General features: G+C 63.8%; 19 protein-coding genes. 10 read left to right on the top strand and 9 right to left on the bottom strand.

Annotated features, from left to right (window positions below):
* Position 1: 1 nt before the first annotated feature.
* A complete protein-coding gene (locus tag NG898_RS12440) occupies positions 2-205 on the top strand; it encodes a cold-shock protein (protein WP_027677448.1) in 204 nt (67 codons plus the stop codon).
* Positions 206-273: 68 nt separating this feature from the next.
* Here NG898_RS12440 and NG898_RS12435 read toward each other — a convergent pair whose 3' ends face one another.
* The 5 genes from NG898_RS12435 to NG898_RS12415 form a co-directional block, all read right to left on the bottom strand.
* On the bottom strand, positions 274-1,542 hold the full coding sequence (locus NG898_RS12435; protein WP_252692582.1) for an MFS transporter: 1,269 nt from the start codon (positions 1,540-1,542) through the stop codon (positions 274-276).
* The gene (locus NG898_RS12430) at positions 1,539-1,880 is read right to left on the bottom strand and encodes a hypothetical protein (RefSeq protein WP_252692581.1); all 342 of its coding nucleotides are present in this window, start codon (positions 1,878-1,880) and stop codon (positions 1,539-1,541) included. The genes NG898_RS12435 and NG898_RS12430 overlap by 4 nt, the downstream gene beginning before the upstream one ends.
* A gap of 34 nt (positions 1,881-1,914) precedes the next feature.
* Complete coding sequence (locus NG898_RS12425; RefSeq protein ID WP_252692580.1) at positions 1,915-2,367, bottom strand: MarR family winged helix-turn-helix transcriptional regulator; 453 nt, start codon at positions 2,365-2,367, stop codon at positions 1,915-1,917.
* 123 nt (positions 2,368-2,490) lie between these two features.
* The gene (locus tag NG898_RS12420) at positions 2,491-3,135 is read right to left on the bottom strand and encodes a Vgb family protein (protein ID WP_252692579.1); all 645 of its coding nucleotides are present in this window, start codon (positions 3,133-3,135) and stop codon (positions 2,491-2,493) included.
* 36 nt (positions 3,136-3,171) lie between these two features.
* Positions 3,172-4,392: a helix-turn-helix domain-containing protein gene (locus NG898_RS12415; RefSeq protein ID WP_252692578.1), complete on the bottom strand. Its 1,221-nt coding sequence runs from the start codon at positions 4,390-4,392 to the stop codon at positions 3,172-3,174.
* Between the two features lie 87 nt (positions 4,393-4,479).
* On the opposite strand from NG898_RS12415, the gene NG898_RS12410 reads away from it, so the two are divergent.
* Together NG898_RS12410 and NG898_RS12405 are read left to right on the top strand one after the other, a co-directional pair.
* Positions 4,480-5,250 carry a DUF899 domain-containing protein gene (locus NG898_RS12410; protein WP_252692577.1) on the top strand — a complete coding sequence of 257 codons (771 nt, stop codon included), beginning with the start codon at positions 4,480-4,482 and terminating at the stop codon, positions 5,248-5,250.
* On the top strand, positions 5,225-5,998 hold the full coding sequence (locus NG898_RS12405) for a DUF2182 domain-containing protein (protein ID WP_252692576.1): 774 nt from the start codon (positions 5,225-5,227) through the stop codon (positions 5,996-5,998). Before NG898_RS12410 ends, NG898_RS12405 begins: the two co-directional genes overlap by 26 nt.
* A gap of 6 nt (positions 5,999-6,004) precedes the next feature.
* Here the strand turns inward: NG898_RS12405 and NG898_RS12400 are convergent, their stop codons facing one another.
* From NG898_RS12400 to NG898_RS12385, 4 genes are all read right to left on the bottom strand, one after another.
* The gene (locus NG898_RS12400; RefSeq protein WP_252692575.1) at positions 6,005-7,516 is read right to left on the bottom strand and encodes a UxaA family hydrolase; all 1,512 of its coding nucleotides are present in this window, start codon (positions 7,514-7,516) and stop codon (positions 6,005-6,007) included.
* Positions 7,517-7,530: 14 nt separating this feature from the next.
* Positions 7,531-8,658, bottom strand: coding sequence for a mannitol dehydrogenase family protein (locus NG898_RS12395; protein ID WP_252692574.1), 1,128 nt, complete (start codon positions 8,656-8,658; stop codon positions 7,531-7,533).
* A gap of 4 nt (positions 8,659-8,662) precedes the next feature.
* The gene (locus tag NG898_RS12390; protein ID WP_252692573.1) at positions 8,663-9,670 is read right to left on the bottom strand and encodes a zinc-binding alcohol dehydrogenase family protein; all 1,008 of its coding nucleotides are present in this window, start codon (positions 9,668-9,670) and stop codon (positions 8,663-8,665) included.
* Between the two features lie 404 nt (positions 9,671-10,074).
* A complete protein-coding gene (locus NG898_RS12385) occupies positions 10,075-10,782 on the bottom strand; it encodes a FadR/GntR family transcriptional regulator (RefSeq protein WP_252692572.1) in 708 nt (235 codons plus the stop codon).
* A 297-nt stretch (positions 10,783-11,079) separates the two neighbouring features.
* Between NG898_RS12385 and NG898_RS12380 the strand changes: the two genes are divergently transcribed.
* The 7 genes from NG898_RS12380 to NG898_RS12350 all read left to right on the top strand — a co-directional run bounded on the left by NG898_RS12380 (position 11,080) and on the right by NG898_RS12350 (position 18,583).
* Positions 11,080-12,576, top strand: a complete 1,497-nt coding sequence (locus tag NG898_RS12380; protein ID WP_252693432.1) for a sugar ABC transporter ATP-binding protein — start codon at positions 11,080-11,082, stop codon at positions 12,574-12,576.
* Positions 12,569-13,600: an ABC transporter permease gene (locus NG898_RS12375; protein ID WP_252692571.1), complete on the top strand. Its 1,032-nt coding sequence runs from the start codon at positions 12,569-12,571 to the stop codon at positions 13,598-13,600. Before NG898_RS12380 ends, NG898_RS12375 begins: the two co-directional genes overlap by 8 nt.
* A 35-nt stretch (positions 13,601-13,635) precedes the next feature.
* Positions 13,636-14,583 (top strand): ABC transporter substrate-binding protein, encoded by a 948-nt coding sequence (locus NG898_RS12370; protein ID WP_252692570.1) that lies wholly within the window; start codon positions 13,636-13,638, stop codon positions 14,581-14,583.
* 140 nt (positions 14,584-14,723) lie between these two features.
* Complete coding sequence (locus NG898_RS12365; RefSeq protein WP_252692569.1) at positions 14,724-15,473, top strand: SDR family oxidoreductase; 750 nt, start codon at positions 14,724-14,726, stop codon at positions 15,471-15,473.
* 36 nt (positions 15,474-15,509) lie between these two features.
* Positions 15,510-16,370, top strand: a complete 861-nt coding sequence (locus tag NG898_RS12360; protein WP_252692568.1) for an ureidoglycolate lyase — start codon at positions 15,510-15,512, stop codon at positions 16,368-16,370.
* 34 nt (positions 16,371-16,404) lie between these two features.
* Positions 16,405-17,682, top strand: a complete 1,278-nt coding sequence (locus tag NG898_RS12355) for an L-fuconate dehydratase (protein ID WP_252692567.1) — start codon at positions 16,405-16,407, stop codon at positions 17,680-17,682.
* Between the two features lie 19 nt (positions 17,683-17,701).
* The gene (locus NG898_RS12350) at positions 17,702-18,583 is read left to right on the top strand and encodes an L-fucono-1,5-lactonase (protein ID WP_252693431.1); all 882 of its coding nucleotides are present in this window, start codon (positions 17,702-17,704) and stop codon (positions 18,581-18,583) included.
* The last annotated feature ends 1 nt before the right edge of the window (position 18,584 follow it).

Below are 18,584 nucleotides of genomic sequence, written 5' to 3'. Positions count from 1 at the left end.
CATGGAAACCGGCACAGTAAAGTGGTTCAACGACTCCAAGGGCTTCGGCTTCATCACTCCGGACGCAGGCGGCAACGATCTCTTCGCTCACTTCTCTGAAGTTCAGGGTAGCGGGTTCAAGTCCCTCCAAGAGGGCCAGAAGGTTCGCTACGTTGCAGGCGTTGGCCAGAAGGGCCCGGCTGCCACGAAGATCGAAGCGATCTGATCGGTCGTTCATCTGCCAAGAAAAAACCCCGCATCGCGGGGTTTTTTTTCGACACAACGTCAATCTGCTCAAGACGCGCTTTGCCCCAGCGTTGGAGGCTCTTGCCGCAGTAGGTGAATCTGCCGTCGCATCACATAGACGGCAACCGCTGCCGCTAGCAGGCCCGAGAGCGCTCCCACACCAAGTGACCAGCGCGGGCCGAGATGGTCTGCCACCCAGCCCACGATCGGCGCGCCGATCGGTGTGCCGCCCAACGCGATGGCCACGCGCAACGCCATCACCCGACCACGCATGGCAGGTTCGGTCGAGAGTTGCATCAGGCTGTTGCTCGTGTTGGTAAACGTCAGCGCCGCCATGCCGGTGATGACCAGCGCCGCAGCAAACAGCCAATAGCCCGGTGCGCTGGCCGCCAACGTGCACCCCAGCCCGAACATCGCAGCGCCAATCAGCAGCGACTTGAACTCCAGCCGCTTACGCCCCGCGGCGAAAAGTGCGCCGGACATCGTTCCGATCGCCATCATCGACGACAACACGCCGTAGCCGCGCGCATCCGAGTGGAAGACGCTCGCTGCCATCGTCGAGATGAAGATGGGGAAGTTCAACCCGAATGTGCCGATCAGGAACAGCATGGCCAGCATGGCCTTGAGGTCGGGGCGAGCCCGCACGTAACGGATGGCCTCGGCAAAGCCGCCTTGTGAGCGCCGTGCACGCGCATTCGGGCGCAATTCGGATTTGCGCAGGAAAAAGAGCGAAGCCAGCACCGCAATGAACGAAAGCCCATTGGCCAGAAATGCCCAGCCTGTACCGATGGTGGCGATGGCCATGCCCGCCGCTGCTGGCCCGACCATGCGCCCCGCGTTGAACGACGTCGAGTTGAGCGCAACCGCATTGGGCAGATCGGCGTCGCCCACCATTTCTGCCACGAACGTCTGGCGGACCGGGGCATCGAACGCCGACGCGCAGCCAGATAGAAACGCCAGCAGGTAGACGTGCCAGAGCTGAACGAAGCCCGTCACGGTCAGCAGCCCGAGAATCAACGCCAGCACGCCCGATGTCGCTTGGGTGGCCATCAGCAGCTTGCGCTGGTTGTAGCGGTCTGCGGCAACGCCCGTCCAGGGCAACAGCAGGAGCTGAGGCCCGAACTGCAGCGCCATCACCGTGCCCACCGCAGAAGCGTTGTGGTGCGTGAGCTGTGTCAGCACCAGCCAGTCCTGTGCGGTGCGCTGCATCCACGTGCCCACGTTGGACACCAACGACCCCACGGCCCACAAGCGGTAGTTGAAAACGCGCAGTGAGCGGAAGACGCCCGACGCTGGCGTACTTAGCGATGTGTTCATGGGCGCTGCGGCAGATCGCCGCCGAGATTGCCACCGTTGAACCGGCCAAAGCGCCGTGCCATCGGCACGCCGAGTGCCAGGATGCCAAGCCCAAGTGCAACGGCATCGGTTGTGTTTCGCAGGTGGAAATCACCAACCCGCAGGACGAGAACGTAACCGACGGCCAGATTGAACGCCCCCCACACCACATTCACCGTAGAAGACGAAAGACCTTCGCCGGGCGGCGTTGCGAATGGGCTCTGAAATGGTTTGCCTGCGATACCGAAGACGAAGTGCGGCACAGCGTTGGCGAGGAATGCGCCGCCGAAAAACCAAGAGATGAGATGCGACCATGCCATGTCGACGCTCCGGATCAGGAACAGTAAAAGAGGCTCAAAACTCTGCCAGCCGTTGCAGCAACGTCACGGCCTTCGCCAGCTCAGCTTGCTCGGCGGCGGACAGTTGCGCCTGCAGTGCGCGGAACAGCCAATCGTCCTTCGCGGCGCGGCTTTCCCTGAGTGCTTTCCGAAAGCCCGGCGTCAATTCGATGAGCGTTTGCCGCCCATCCGTCGGATCGGGCTTGCCGGCAACTGCGTCCATCGCTTCCAGCGCCGCAACGGTGACCCGCATCGACTGCGGTTTCACGCTGCCGGCGCGCGCAAGCGCGGACACGGTGGCCGGGCCATCGCGGTCCAGGCGCAGCAGAACCGACTTTTGCGCGTGGGTGAGATCGTTTGGGTGGACTTGTTCGCGCAGGCGACGGGACAGCTTGCCGAGCGCAATGCGCAGATCGCCGGCCAGCGCGGCAGGCGGTGCAGGATCGGTGGAGGAGCGTGATTTAGCCATGCCGCGAGCATAGCATCAATACAGTTTAACTGTGCAGTTAAGCTGTCATGTTATGTGCGGGCCACGCAAAGAAAAGGCCCGCATTTGAGCGGGCCTCGTTCCTTCCGTGTGCCGGTATCGCGCCTATGCCGCCTGCTTGCGGGGCCGCCGTACCGCGCGAATCTTTCCGGTGGTGCCGCCACCGCAGAAGAACTGATCGGCACCATCCGACTCGAGCCCTGACACAGTGATGCCCGCCGGCATATCAAGCTGCTCCAGCACTTCACCGGTTTGCGGATCGATATGCCGCAGCTCGCTCGTATCGCCTTCCCATGTGGCGTGCCAGAGTTCGCCGTCGACCCACGTGACGCCAGTTACGAAGCGGTTGGATTCGATGGTGCGCAACACCTTACCGGTGTCCGGATCGATCTGGCGGATCTTGCGCTCCCGGTAGTGACCAACCCACAGCGTGCCCTCGGCCCACGCGAGGCCCGAGTCTCCGCCCGCGCCTGGCGCGGGAATCGTGGCGAGCACGGCGCCGGTTTGCGGGTCGATCTTCTGGATGTGGTCTTCGGCGATCTGGAACAGGTGGCGCCCGTCGAACGCGGTACCGGCATGCGCTGGCACGTCGATGGAGCGCTGCGTCTTGCCGCTGTCGGGGTCAAGTTCCTTCAACTGACCGCCGGCAGCAAACCAGACGTGTTGACCATCGTAGGTCACGCCGCCGACGTTCTCCGCGCCAGGGAATGGGCCGTATTCACGCACGACTTCGGCGGTGGATCGTTTCATGTTGGGCTCGCTGGAATCTGTTGTGGAGTCTTCATCCTAGTCACTTGGCAGCGGTGCGGGGAGTAACAAGGTGGTCGCGAATCCGGGTAGCGGAGGCGTCACCCATCTGCGCGCGCGTCCGCGTCCGAAAAACTGCACCTTGCCGGCGGCTGCCAATGCATCGAGCGCGCGCTGTACGGTGCGCTGGCTGGCACCGAGCGCCAGCGCCAATGCGGAGCTGGACCAGGATTCCCCATCGGCCAGACAGGCCAACACGGCGGCGTATTGCTCATCGACGGGTTGCGCGAGCACGACCACGCGCTGTGTCGCGTGCGTTTGCAGTGCAAATCCGTGCCGGGTTGCTTTGATCGTACCCAACGCACCCAGCGCGGTGCGCAATCGTCCGATCTCTACGCGCAGGCGCACGCGGTGCGATTCGTCTGGATGCCGGGTGCGGAATGCTCGGGCGATGAGGGCGTCTCTGGGCATGTCTTCCGGCCACGCTTCGGCCAGTGCACGTACCAACGTGAACAGCACCGGCCGCGTGGCGAGCGAGACAACCGTATCGGCCTGCCGGATGGCGAGCCGGCACGCATCTACAACGAGTGCGTCTGATGCAAAGAGAGCTTCGACATCTTCAAGGCGCAGAACGCGCTCCTCGCCGCGTGAGACCAGCCGCGCGGCCGGTGCGCTCAGTGCAAGGGCGGCGCGTTCGACTTCGGCGGTGAGTGTCGGGATACCGGCCTTGCGCGCCGCGAGATCGGCGTCAGCCAAGGCAGCACGCGCGGCGGCCGTCTGTAAGCGCCGGATCGCAATGCCCGCTACGACAAGCGCGTGAGCCGCCCGCAATACCGGCGGAAGATGCGCCGGGTTGAGCGCCGCGAGGGCGGCCTCTGCATCGTCCAGGCGCCCGATTAGGAGAAGACGGCGGATGCCGAGATACCGCGCGTGCGCAGCGTTGACGTGATCGCCATGGGCCTCAAGCGTGGCGCGTGCCGTGTCGAGGGTTTTTTCGGGCCAGCCAAGATCGCGCGAGGCGAGGGCGACTTCGGCTTCAGCGACGATGCAGCGAGCGCGTGCCAGTGCTTCTCGAGAGCCGAATGCGCGAGCCGCGCGACGCAGCAAGAGTTTGGCGCGTGCCAGGTCACCGAGCTGTGCCATGGCGATGCCGCGCAAGGCCAGTGCGGCCGCGTCGTCACGCAAGGCGACGCGGTTCAGCGCTCCGAATGGGTCACCGGCAGCGAGTGCGCGGGCTGCAGCCGTGATCAATGAATCCATTCGAATCCCGCCACACTTGTCACTCCCGCCGTTTGAGGTCGGCGCCTAATCTAGCACACGACCACTCACCCAAAAACGGAGGCAAGCATGAGTACAACACACCCCACAGCAACCCGCGCAACCTGGCTGGCAGAGCGCATTGAACTGCTCAAGGCCGAGAAGGAACTGACGCGCCGCAGCGATGAACTCGCGCGCCGCCGGCAGGCTCTGCCATGGGTCCGCATCGACAAGGACTACCGCTTTGAAACCGAGAAAGGCAGCGCCTCGCTGGCCGATCTGTTTGGCGGGCGGTCGCAACTGCTCGTCTATCACTTCATGTTTGGGCCGGACTACAAGGCGGGCTGCCCCTCGTGCTCGATGATTGCCGATGGCTTTGACGGCTTCGTCACGCATCTGGCGAATCACGACGTGACGCTGCTGGCGGTGTCGCGCGGGCCGCTGGCCAAGCTGATCGAGTATCGCGAGCGGATGGGTTGGACCTTTCCGTGGGTGTCGTCGGTGGGCAGCAATTTCAACTACGACTTCAACGTCTCGATCACAGAAGACCAGCAGCGCGCAGGCAGCGCCGATTACAACTACGTGCGCGGCAGCCACGTGATGGATGCATCCGACTTGCCCGAGCCTGTGCAGCAGTTCGCCAGCATGTGCGGCACCGACGCGCCCACCTACGTGCGCGACCGGCCTGGCATGAGCGCGTTCGTGCTGGAAGACGGTGTCGTGTACCACACGTATTCCACCTACGCGCGCGGCCTCGACGGCTTGTGGGGCGCATACCAGTGGCTCGATCGCGCGCCGCTGGGCCGCAACGAAACCGGTGTCTGGTGGCGTCGCCATGACGAGTACGCTCAGCAGCGTTGAGGTGTCGCGCGAGCAGGCAGTGTCGGAGCGCGGCTTCCTGGCCGTCTCGGCACTGCTGTTCATCGCCAGCACAACGGCGACGGTGGTGTGGTGCAACGCCATGCCGGCCAAAACGGAGATGCCGATGGCCTGGATGCCGATGTGCGGTCAGACGTGGTGGGGTTTTGCCACGTCGTTCACCGGCATGTGGACGGTGATGATGGTGGCGATGATGCTGCCGTCATTACTGCCGATGCTGCGGCGGTATCGCGTTGCGCTTCACATGGCGGGCAAGCCGGATGTTGATGCGCCCACCGCGTTGGCAAGCGCGGGGTATTTCGCGGTGTGGGGGGTGATCGGCGCGATGGTCTTTGCGCTAGGCGCTGCGGTGGCACGGCTTGAAATGACGTGGCCCGTGCTGGCGCGCGCGTTACCGGCTGCTAGCGGTGCAGTCGTTCTTGCGGCCGGTGCACTGCAGTTCAGCGCATGGAAGGCGCGGCAGCTTGCAGGGTGCCGCGCGGCGCCTGCACTGGGCAGTACAGCGTGGCGATATGGCTTGCGCCTCGGCATGCGCTGCGCCGGTTCTTGCGCGAGCTTCACGGCAATCCTGCTTGTGATCGGCGTCATGGATCTGCGCGCAATGGCGGCGGTGTCAGTGGCGATCACGCTGGAGCGCCTGGCGCCCGCCGGTGACCGCGTAGCCCGCTGCATTGGTGTCGTGGCGATCGTGGCGGGGTTGCTCCAGTTGGCTTCCGCCGCGTTGCCATGACTTGCTTTACATCACCGCACCAAGCTGCCACGGCACGAACTCGTTGTCGCCCAGGCCGTTGAGTTCGCTCTTGGTGTGGTTGCCCGACGCTGTAGCCAGCATCAGTTGGAACAGCGCCTGGCCGGCTTGCGCAATGCTGAGGCGGCCATCGACGATGCCGCCGCAGTCGTAGTCCATGTCGAGTTCCATGTGCCGATAGAGCGTGCTGTTGGTGGCCAGCTTCAAGGAGGGCACCGGCTTGCAGCCATAGGTGGACCCGCGGCCCGTTGTGAAGCAGATCAGGTTGGCGCCGCCGGCGACCTGGCCAGTGGCCGAGACAGGGTCGTAGCCGGGTGTGTCCATGAAGACGAGGCCGTGCGCCTGCACCGGCTGGGCGTATTCATACACGGCCATCAGCCCGCTGCTGCCGCCCTTGGCGACCGCGCCGAGCGATTTCTCCAGGATGGTCGTGACGCCGCCGGCTTTGTTGCCGGGCGACGGGTTGTTGTTCATGTCGGCGCCCAGCGTGCTGGTGTAATGCTCCCACCAGGCCAGCCGATCCATCAACGCACCGGCCACGGCAGGCGTTGCGGCGCGTGCAGTCAACAGGTGTTCTGCGCCATAAATCTCGGGCGTTTCAGATAGCACTGCGGTGCCTCCGTGTCGCACGAGCAGATCCACCGCTGCGCCCAGTGCGGGGTTGGCGCTGATGCCGGAATAGCCGTCCGACCCGCCGCATTGCAGGCCCACCGTCAGGTGGCTTGCCGGGACGGTGCTGCGTTGCGCCTGATTCGCGATCGGCAGCATGTCGCGCAGCATGGCCAAGCCGGCAGCAATCGCCTCACGCGTGCCGCCTTCTTTCTGGATCGTCAGCGAGGCAAACAAGCCCGGCGTGCGCGCCCCAAGCATCTGTACGAGCGGGGCGACCTGGTTGACTTCGCAACCGAGGCCAACGATCAGCACGCCGGCAAAGTTGGGGTGGTCGGCGTAGCCGCGCAGCGTGCGCTGCAGCAGTTCGAGCCCCTCGCCGTTACCGGCCATGCCGCAGCCGCTGCCGTGCGTGATGGCGACAACGCCATCCACGTTGGGAAACGCAGCCGCCTCCGCCTGAGCTGCCTGCACGATATGCCGGCACACGGTGGCCGAGCAGTTCACGCTGGAGATGACGCCAATGAAATTGCGCGTGCCGACGCGGCCATCCGCCCGCACGTAACCTTCGAACGAGGCAGGTGTGTCGACAGGGACTGTGGCGCGGTACGCGTGGCCAACAGCGTGCTGGGCAGACGAATGCGCCATACCGATGTTGTGCACATGCACGTGCTCGCCCGCATGGATGGGCGCCGTAGCCACGCCGATGACCTGCCCATACTTGTGCACGGGTTGCCCCGCTGCGATGTCACGCAACGCGACCTTGTGGCCAGCGGGAATGGCATCGCGCGTGGTCACCGCAGCGTCAAGTGCCGCGCCGGCAGCCAGCGCAACACGCGCGACGGCTACGTCGTCGTCGGGGGCAAGAAGAATGATGGATGAGTCGGACATGGTGCTTCGCAGGTTCAATTCGGATTGGCCAGCGCGGCGTTCAGGCGCGGCTGGGCGAGGTGCAAGCCCAACTGCCGCGTCAGAGCGACGATGGGTGCCAAGCGCCGTAGCTTCTTCTGCGCGTGGTTCTGCGCGATATCGGCGAGGCGGTGGGCAAGGTAAGGGTTCAACAGCCGTTCTCGCAGCAAGACGAGATAGGCCTCGGCGGCCTCGCGCTTGTGCAGGGCGGCGAATACAGGAACGATCTCGTCGCGCCACAGCGCTTCCAGCTCCGGTCGCAGGCGCGGGTCTTCCATGGCCTGCACGACAGTCAGATCGGTGGGATGCGCATCTTCGCGCCAACGCTCGGCCAGAAAGGTGTGGCCCGCGTTGAGCAGAAAGAGCTTGAGCCGCTCGTGATGATCCAGCTCATCCGTCAGCACGATGGCCGGATGCGTGCATGGCAGCACCAGCCCGGGCCGGCGCTCGATGGCCCACAGCGCGTACGGTTCCGCCACGGCGCCCACGGGGTGCAATGCCTCGGAGACGATGCGGTCTACGAGCGAATTCGCCCAGACGCAATGCGTGCGCAGCCAATCGACGAACGCGGCGGGCAGTGCCCATTGCTGTGCCAGCGTGCAGACCGTCTCGCAGAGCGTGTCGCCGTTGCGCTCGATCAGTTCGCACGGAAACAGCGACAGCGGTGCCTGCGGCTGTCGCAGCCAGCGGCCGAGCAGCAGCGCCACCAGTTTGGCGGGAAAGCTGTGTGGCACGCGCGATGGCTGCTTGATCAAGCTGGCATCATCGCGCGGGTCGAGCTGGTAGCCCTGGTCGGCCGTGTTGGAGATCACCACCTGCACGTCCGTTGCCATGAGCTCGCGCAGTTGTTCCCAGTCGGCCTCGGCCTGAAGGGCGCGCTGCACGGCGCGGCAGGTGACGGTCTGGTCAATGGGTGCGCCGTCTTGCAAGCCGCGAATGCGCACCGGATAACCCTCTCCGCCTGCCAGCGCCGCCACACGCGCTGCGCTGGCCGGGTTGGATGTGGTTTGCACGACGGTCATCCCACCCAGCGCTTGCCCCGCATCGAGCGCTTCCGACACGAACAAGTCGACGTGCGCCTGCAGGAAGCGGCTTGTGCCGAACTGGAGGATCGGCTCGGTCATGCGCTCAGCACTCCACGATGGCTTTCACCACGCCGGCAGCGGGGTCGAGCAGCGTCTTGAAGTGCTCGGGCACGTCCGCCAGCGCCATGCGGTGCGTGTTCAGCGCGGTCGGAATCTTGCCCGCGCGCATGGCGTCGAGCACAGTCTCAAAATCTTCGGTGGTGGCGTTGCGGCTGGCGAGCAGCGTGGTCTCGCGTTTGTGGAATTCCGGATCGGAGAACGAGATGTTTGCCGCCACCACAGAGATCAGCACATAGGTGCCGGCATGCGCCACGAAACGCAAGCCGCGTTCCATGGCTTTCGGATTGCCCGTGGCATCGAAGACGACGTCGTAAAACTCATTAGCCGTGAGCGCACTGAGTTGCGCTTCGTCGGAATCGCCCAGCGCAACGCTGGCGTCCACACCAAGTTGCTCCACTGCAAAGGCGAGGCGATCCGCACGGGAGTCCAGCGCTGTGACCACCGCGCCGCGCAGTTTGGCAAAGATCATGGCCGCCATGCCGATCGGGCCAGCGCCTACCACCAGCACGCGCTGCCCGGCCCGCACCTGCGCACGACGCACCGCGTGCGCGCCAATGGCCAGAAATTCCACCATCGCGGCCTGATCCAGGCTCACGCCGTCCGCCTTGTGCACGAAGGCTTGCGGCACGCTCAGGTATTCAGTGAACGCCCCGTCGCAATGCACCCCCAGCACCTGGATATTGACGCAGCAATTTGTCCGGCCCTGGCGGCACGCGACACAGTGCCCGCATGACAGGTAGGGCATCACGTAGACCACGTCGCCCTTGGCAAGCGCGCTGCCGGCCGGCGCCTGTTCGACGATGCCCGACAGCTCATGCCCCATCACGCGCGGGTAGTTCAGGTAAGGCTGATTGCCCGTGAAGATGTGCAGATCGGTCCCGCACACACCAACGCGTTTCACGCGCAGCAGCACCTCGCCCTCAGCAGGGGTGGGGACCGGGCGGTCGAGCGCGAGCAGGGTGCCTGGGGTTTCGCAAACGACCGTCAGCATGATGCGGCTCCGGCGGAAGCGGCGTCGCCAGTCTCCGCTTGACGGAGCCGTTGAAGAGGTTGTGTATGGGCGAGTGGCGATGGCAAACAGTGGGTCACCTTCCGGTCTCCTTGAGTGGATGAGGTGAGGTTTGATTGCGCCGTGTACTGCACCAAGTTGAAGGAAACAGCCTTCGTCTACAGCAACTGGTCATGCCAAACTGGCCTCACCTATTGGTCAGACCAATTTAACATCTTGCGGGAAATTCCTTGATGGGGGAAACCCTGATGCTGAAAATCCCTTGTTTTCAAGGGGTCAAGGCGAGACGGCCCGAAATTTGGTCAGGCCGCATTGGGGCGGGAGCGGCGTGGGTGCCGGGGAGGGATTGCGCGGGCGCGAGCGCACCGCGCATGCGGTGAGCGCGGCTACTGCGTGCTGTCTTGCTGAATGGCGCCCGCAATCCAGCGCTCTTCAGACGCTTTCAAGTGCGCCCGCATGGCGGTTTGCGCCGCGATGGGATCGCCCGCCTGCAGCGCCTTGAGAATCTCTTCGTGCTCATGCACGGCCGCATGCCAGCTTGATTCGCCCTCCGCATGGTCGCGGATGGCCATGGCGAGCGGGTCATGGCGGCTATCGAACAGCTCGGCCACGAATCGGCTGAGGACTGAGTTGCCGGCGGTCTCTGCAATCAGCATGTGGAACTGGCGGTCGGCATCGGTGGGCGACTTTCCACCCGATGCGAGTTTCTTCATGCGGTCGATGGTGCGCTGCAGCTTATCAAGCGTGGCCGCCGTCAGGCGCCCCGTGGCGAGCGTGATCACGTCGCCTTCAAGAACGGCTCGGGCCTGCATCAGTTCGGAGGGGCTTTCGCCCAGCGACGGAATGGCCGCACTCTCGCTCGCCGCGCTTGCGTCCTGCACGTACACCCCAGAACCCATGCGGATCTCAACCTGGCCGCCAATCTCCAGGGCGATCAACGCCTCGCGCAACGACGGGCGCGATACGCCCAGCGTCTGCGCCAGCTCGCGCTCTGGAGGCAAGCGTGTGCCCGGTCCGAGCTTTTCCTGTTGGATCAGCGCAAGAATCTGCGCGGCTACAGATTGGTAAAGCCGCTTTGGCTCTGTCTGCTTCATTGTGGTGTGGTTTTTGGCGCGCGCGTTGCCGCGCATGGGTGTGTTTCGAGTCTAGCATGAGCACCGCCAGCCGTTGTCTAGACTGGTGTCAGCAACACTTCAGGGTTTGCACTAGTGGTCAGGCAGGTGTGTTCTAAGTGATATTGGCTTGACCAAAAAATGCTTGGCTTACTCGAATCGCTCCGAACTGGACTTACCAGTGCGTCGAGCGGAAGATCAGAGCCTCGCAACACAACGGAGACCACGATGAGCAGTGCTGATGCCGTGCCTACGCACGTAAGCAGCTCCAGATCGTCGATGCCGCAAGAGATTCTTTGCTTGCAGCGCATCGGCAAACGCTTTCCCGGCGTCGTTGCGCTGGATGGCGTCGATCTGGATCTGCGCGTGGGCGAAGTCCATGCCGTCTGCGGCGAAAACGGTGCCGGCAAATCCACCCTGATGAAGATTATCAGCGGCCAGTACACAGCAGACGATGGTGCCATCACTTACCGCGGCGAGGCAGTGCGCTTCACCTCGACATCCGAGGCGCAGGCGGCCGGCATTGCGATCATCCATCAGGAGCTGAATCTCGTGCCGCACCTGTCGGTGGCCGAGAACATCTTCCTGGCGCGTGAGCCCAAGCGCGGCCCGTTCATTGATTACCGCAAGCTCAACACCAGCGCTCGGAGCTATCTGCAGCGGATCGGGCTGACCGTCGAGCCGACCACGCTGGTCAGCGCGCTGTCGATCGCGCAGCAACAGATGGTGGAGATTGCCAAGGCGCTCTCGCTCAATGCGCGCGTGCTGATCATGGACGAGCCCACGTCTTCGCTCACGGAATCCGAAACCGTTCAGCTGTTTCGCATCATCAAGGAGTTGCGCGCCGATGGCGTGGCGATTCTGTATATCTCACACCGACTCGACGAGATGGCCGAGATCGTCGATCGGGTGACGGTGCTGCGTGACGGCCGCCATATCGCCACGAGTGATTTCGCTTCCACCAGTGTCAACGAGATCGTCGCGCGAATGGTCGGCCGTTCACTCGACGATGTATTCCCCGCGCGCAAATCGGTGCCGACCGACGAGGTGTTGTTACGCGTGAACGCACTGAGCCGCGCAGGCGTCTTCGGGCCGGTGTCGTTCGAGTTGCGCAAGGGCGAGATTCTCGGTTTTGCCGGCTTGATGGGCGCGGGCCGCACGGAGGTGGCGCGGGCCATTTTTGGGGCGGAACGGCTCGATTCCGGGTCGATCATGCTGGGCGACACGCCGGTCACGATCCGTTCGCCGCGCGAGGCCATCCGGCAAGGCATTGCCTACCTGTCGGAAGACAGAAAGAAGGACGGTCTGGCGTTGTCGATGCCGGTGGCCGTGAATATCACCCTGGCCAATGTCCGGGCGATTTCATCGCATGGATTCCTGCGCTTTTCCGAAGAGACCGCCGTGGCGCAGCGCTACGTGCGCGAGCTGAACATCCGCACGCCGTCCGTCGGGCAGACGGTGCGCAATCTGTCGGGTGGCAATCAACAGAAGATCGTGATCGGCAAATGGCTGTATCGCGGTTCGCGCATCCTGTTTTTCGATGAACCGACACGGGGCATCGACGTCGGCGCCAAGTACGCGATTTATGGGCTGATGGACGAACTCGCCGCGGACGGTGTCGGAGTCGTGCTGATCAGCTCGGAGCTGCCGGAACTGCTGGGCATGACAGATCGAATTGCCGTCTTTCACGAAGGCCGCATCACCGCAGTCCTGGAAACACGGAAGACAAACCAGGAAGAAATTCTGCATTACGCATCAGGACGAACACATGCTTGAAATGACATCAGATCAGCCGCAGGCCGTGAAAACGCAGCGCAAGCAACACCACCGGGACTTGATCCAGAAGTTTGCGGCGCTCGGTAGCCTCGTGGCGCTTGTGATTGCGTTTGCCGCCACCAGCGCAGCGTTCTTTTCGGTCGGCAACTTCATGACCGTCGCACTACAGGTCACGTCGATTGCCTACCTTGGCGTGGCCGCCACGTGCGTGATCATCACCGGTGGCATCGATCTGTCGGTGGGCTCAGTGCTGGCGCTTTCCGGCGTCGTGGCCGCATTGCTCGTGAAAATGGGCGTGCCGGTTCCGATTGCCATGCTGGCCGGTGTGGCTGTTGGTGCCATGTGCGGATGGGTCAACGGTATCTGCATCACGCGGATGGGCCTGCCGCCATTCATTGCGACGCTGGGCATGATGCTGGTCGCGCGCGGTGTGGCGCTGCAGATCACGGGCGCCCGTCCGGTCTCGGGCTTGGGGGACGCCTTCGGCGAACTCGGCAACGGCGCGCTGTTCCGCATCTCGCACATCGGGGCGGACGGTTTTCCGGACACGGTCTTCCCCGGCATTCCTTACCCGGTGGTGATCATGCTTGCGCTGTTCATTGCCGTCTCTGTGCTGCTCTCCCGCACTTCACTGGGTCGCCACATCTACGCAGTCGGCTCGAACGCCGAGGCGGCGCGCCTGTCCGGCGTGAACGTGCAGGGCGTGAAGCTGTTCACGTATGTGCTGTCGGGCTTGCTGGCCGGGATGACCGGCTGCGTGCTGATGTCTCGCCTCGTGACGGCGCAGCCGAACGAAGGCGTGATGTACGAACTTGATGCGATTGCCAGTGCCGTCATCGGCGGGACGTCGCTGATGGGCGGTGTCGGAACGGTCTCGGGCACGGCCATTGGCGCGTTCGTGATCGGCGTGTTGCGCAACGGGCTCAACATGAACGGCGTATCGAGTTTTATCCAGCAGATCATCATCGGCGTGGTCATCCTTGGCACCGTCTGGATCGATCAGCTCAGAAACCGCAAGTTGTGAGTCGAGAAGTTCAAACCAAAACCAAGGAGTGAGACATGAAGAAGTTTTCCGTACTGGCGGTGGTTGCAGCAACGTGTGCACTGTTCTCTGCCTATGCGCAGGCGGCAGGCGGTGAAATTGCCGTGATCGTGAAATCGGCAAATTCCAACTACTGGCAGAACGTTCAGAAGGGCGCGACGGCCGCCATGGGCAAGGCGAAGGGCTACTCGATGACCTTCCAGGGGCCCGCAGCAGAATCGGCCATTGCCGACGAAGTGAACATGGTCGAGAACGCCGTGAACCGGCATGTCGCGGGCATTGTCCTCGCACCGTCAGACCCGGATGCGCTGGTGCCGGCGATGAAGAAGGCATGGGAAGCCCACATTCCGGTGGTGCTGATCGACTCGATGGTGTCTGACTCTGGCAAACAGTATTACCAGTCGTTCCTGTCGACGGATAACGCGAAGGCGGGCGAGTTGTGCGCGAAGGCAATGATCGAGGCCGTGGGCCAGACCGGCAAGATCGCGATCATGTCTTATGTGCCGGGCGCGGGGTCTGAAATTGGCCGTGTGGGCGGCTTCAAGAAATACATCGAAGCGCATTCGAAGCTGCAGATCGTTGGACCGTTCTACTCGCAATCGCAAATGGCTACGGCGCTGAACCAGACGACGGATGTGCTGGCCGCCAATCCTGATCTGAAGGGCATTTTCGGTGCGAACGAACCGACGGCGGTCGGGATGGGGCGCGCGCTGCAGCAGTCGGGCAAGAGCGGCAAGGTGGCGGCCATCGGCTTTGACGGCAACCAGGATCTGCAGGGCTTCGTGCGCGACGGCACGATTCGCGCAATCGCCGTCCAGAGCTCGTACCAGATGGGCTACAAGGGCATCGAGACGGTGGTTAGCGTGATCGAGAAGAAGCCCGTGCAGAAGCAGGTCGACACGGGCGTGATGATGGTCAACAAGCAGAACCTGGATTCGCCCGAGGCCAAGAACGTTCTGTACTGACGAATCATCGCAACTAGGGGCGTGGCGGAGCGTCGTTCGCCGCCATGCCGGCTGAATCCCTTTCCTGAACGGCGCAGTGTTTTAACTCCATTGCCGGAATGGGCCACTACCAACGTGGCCCGCGCCGGAACGCAGACGCAATGAGACTCCAAGGAAAACGCATCCTCGTGACGGCGGCTGGGCAGGGTATTGGCCGGGCCAGCGCGATGATGTTTGCAAGAGAGGGCGCGCAGGTGCTCGCCACCGATATCAACGCAGAGGCGTTGGCCACGCTGGCAGAGACCGCCGGTATCCGCACCTTGCGCCTGGACGTGACGGACGCCAATGCCGTTGCCGTCCTGGCACGCGAAGAAGCTGCGTTCGATGCGCTGTTCAACTGCGCGGGCTTCGTGCACCCCGGCAGCATCCTCGAATGTTCGGAAGACGACTGGGCGTTCTCGTGGCAGCTCAACGTGACATCGATGTACCGCCTGACGCGTGCGCTGTTGCCGAAGATGCTGGACAACGGCGGCGCATCGATCATCAACATGGCCTCGGCTGCATCAAGCGTGAAGGGCGTGCCGAACCGCTTCGTGTACGGCACGACCAAGGCTGCCGTCATTGGCATGACCAAGGCGATTGCCGCCGATTTTGTGGCGCGTGGCATTCGCTGCAACGCCATCTGCCCGGGCACGGTGGAGTCCCCCTCGCTCGAGCAGCGCATAGCCACGCAGGCGCAGGAACAGAACGTGTCGATTGACACCATCCGTGCGGCCTTCGTTGCGCGCCAGCCGATGGGCCGCGTCGGCACGGCAGACGAGATTGCCGCGCTGGCGACCTACCTGGCTTCGGATGAGTCCCGCTTCACGACCGGCACCTGCTGCGTGATCGACGGCGGCTGGTCCAACTGATTGGTTTGATTGATTGCAGTCCACAAAGACAACACGATGAAACTCCTCCGCTACGGCCCTAAGGGCCAGGAAAAGCCCGGCCTGCTCGATGCGCAAGGACAAGTGCGCGACCTGTCGGCCGTGATTGACGACATTGGCGGCGCGGTGCTGCTGCCCGAGAGCCTGGCCCGCCTGCGCACGCTGGACATCAGCCGCCTGCCCATCGTCGATGGCACGCCGCAAGCCGGCCTGCGCCTGGGTGCCTGCGTAGGCAACGTGGGCAAGTTCATCTGCATCGGACTGAACTATTCCGACCACGCCGCTGAGACGGGTGCCGAAGTGCCGGCCGAGCCGGTCGTCTTCGGCAAATGGACGAGCGCCATCTGCGGCCCCAATGATGACGTGGAAATTCCGCAGGGCTCGGTGAAGACCGATTGGGAAGTCGAGCTTGGCGTGGTGATCGGCAAGGGTGGCCGGTACATCAGCGAGGCCGATGCGCTCGCGCACGTGGCGGGCTACTGCGTCATCAACGATGTGTCGGAGCGCGAATACCAGCTCGAGCGCGGCGGCACGTGGGACAAGGGCAAAGGCTGCGACACGTTCGGCCCCATCGGCCCGTGGCTTGTCACCGCAGACGAGGTGCCCAACCCGCAGGCGCTGCATCTGTGGCTGGAGGTGGATGGGCATCGCTACCAGAACGGATCGACGTCGACCATGGTGTTTGGCGTGGCGCATCTCGTGAGCTATCTGAGCCGCTTCATGAGCCTGCAGCCGGGCGATGTGATTTCCACCGGCACGCCGCCGGGCGTGGGGCTGGGGCAGAAGCCGCCGGTCTATCTGCGCGCCGGCCAGACGATGCGCCTGGGCATCGAGGGGCTGGGCGAGCAGCGCCAGCGCACGGTGAACGCGCAAGGCTGAAGGCACGCATTCCGCAATCCCGAACACGATACTCATGACCATCATCCGATCCCTGCGCGTGCTGGACGTGCGCTTTCCGACTTCCCAGCATCTCGACGGCTCTGACGCGATGAATCCGGACCCGGATTACTCCGCAGCCTATGTGATCCTGGAGACTGACCAGCCGGGCCTGGAAGGCCATGGCCTGACCTTCACCATCGGGCGCGGCAACGAGGTGTGCTGCGCCGCCATCGAGGCGATGCGTCATCTGGTGGAAGGGCTGGATCTTGACTGGATTCGTGAAGACATGGGCCGCTTCTGGCGCCATGTCACGTCTGACAGCCAGTTGCGCTGGATCGGCCCGGACAAGGGCGCCATTCATCTGGCGACGGGCGCCGTCGTCAATGCTGCGTGGGATTTGTGGGCCAAGGCTGAGGGCAAGCCGCTGTGGCGCCTGGTGGCCGATCTCACGCCGGAAGCGTTCGTGCGCTGCATCGACTTCCGCTACATCACCGACGGCATTACGCCCGAAGAAGCGCTTGAGCTGCTGCGCAAGCAGGCGCCCGGCAAGGCTGACCGCATCCGCACGCTGGAGCAGGAAGGCTACCCGTGCTACACCACGTCCGCTGGCTGGCTCGGCTATGACGACGACAAGCTGCGCCGCCTCTGCCGCGAGGCCGTCGACAGCGGTTTCCGCCACATCAAGCTCAAGGTGGGGCGTGATCTGAAGGACGATATTCGCCGCGTCTCGATCGCACGCGAAGTGCTCGGGCCGGACCGCGAGTTGATGATCGATGCCAACCAGGTGTGGGAGGTCAAGGAGGCCATCGACTGGGTGCGCGAGCTCGGTTTCGCCAAGCCGTGGTTCATTGAAGAGCCGACCAGCCCGGACGATGTGGAAGGTCATCGTAAGGTTCGCGAAGCCGTCGCCCCCGTCAAGGTGGCGACCGGCGAGATGTGCCAGAACCGCATCCTCTTCAAGCAGTTCATCATGCGCGGCGCCATCGATGTCGTGCAGATCGACGCATGCCGGCTGGGCGGTGTGAACGAGATCCTGGCCGTGTTGCTGCTGGCCGCCAAGTACGGCTTGCCGGTGTGCCCGCATGCCGGCGGCGTGGGCCTGTGCGAGTACGTGCAGCATCTGTCGATGATCGACTACATCTGCGTGTCAGGCACGCGCGAAGGGCGTGTTGTCGAGTATGTCGACCACCTGCACGAGCACTTTGTCGACCCCTGCGTGGTGCGCAATGCCGCCTATCTTCCGCCGCAGGCACCGGGTTTCTCCATCACGATGAAACCGGCGTCGCTTGAGCAGTACCGCTTCCGGGGCTGATGTGATGACGGACCCTGCACTGCCCGTGCCACGAATAGACGCGCACCAGCATTTCTGGCGCTATCAACCCGAGGCGTATTCATGGATCGGCCCCGGCATGGAAGCCCTGGCCGAAGACCGCCTGCCTGCCGACCTGCTGCGCGAGCTGCGTGCGCAACGCCTGGACGCTGCGATTGCCGTCCAGGCGCGCGGCGTGCGTGAGGAGACGGATTTTCTGCTGGGCCTTGCTGCTGCGCACGACTGGATTGTCGGCGTGGTCGGCTGGGAAGACCTGCATGCTGCCGATCTTGAGGCCCGCCTTGAAGCCCGGAGCGGCGAGCACAAGCTGGTTGGTTTCCGGCACACCGTGCAGGACGAGCCGGACGTTGCCGCATTTTTGTCGAACCCGGCATTCGAGCAGGGCGTCGCGTTGCTGCAACTCTGGGGCTACACGTACGACGTGCTGGTGTTCGGCCACCAACTGGAGCCCGCCGTGGATTTCTGCGGCCGGCACGATCGCCACTTGCTGGTGCTGGATCATCTCGGTAAGCCACCGATTGAAGCGTTCGAGCGTGATGCGCAGGCCTTCGCGAGGTGGCGGGCCGCACTCGCGCCGCTCAAGGACATGCCGCACGTCTCCTGCAAGCTCTCCGGCCTGCTGACCGAAGCCGACTGGCGAAAGGGCGTGACGGTGCGCGACGTTCAGCACGCGCGCCAATGCCTTGACGTGGCACTTGATGTCTTCGGTCCCAACCGCGTGATGTTTGGGTCGGATTGGCCGGTGTGCCAATTGGCGGCATCGTACGGCACGGTGTACGACGTGCTGCATGTCTGGGCCGAAGAGCGACTGAGCGCCACCGAACGCGCCGACCTCTGGGGTGGCACCGCCGCCCGCTGCTACAACCTGCAACTCAAGGCTTGAA

It is taken from the genome of Ralstonia mojiangensis, from assembly GCF_023955645.1.
Taxonomy (GTDB): Bacteria; Pseudomonadota; Gammaproteobacteria; order Burkholderiales; family Burkholderiaceae; genus Ralstonia; species Ralstonia mojiangensis.
This window is presented reverse-complemented; position numbering and strand designations above follow the sequence as displayed.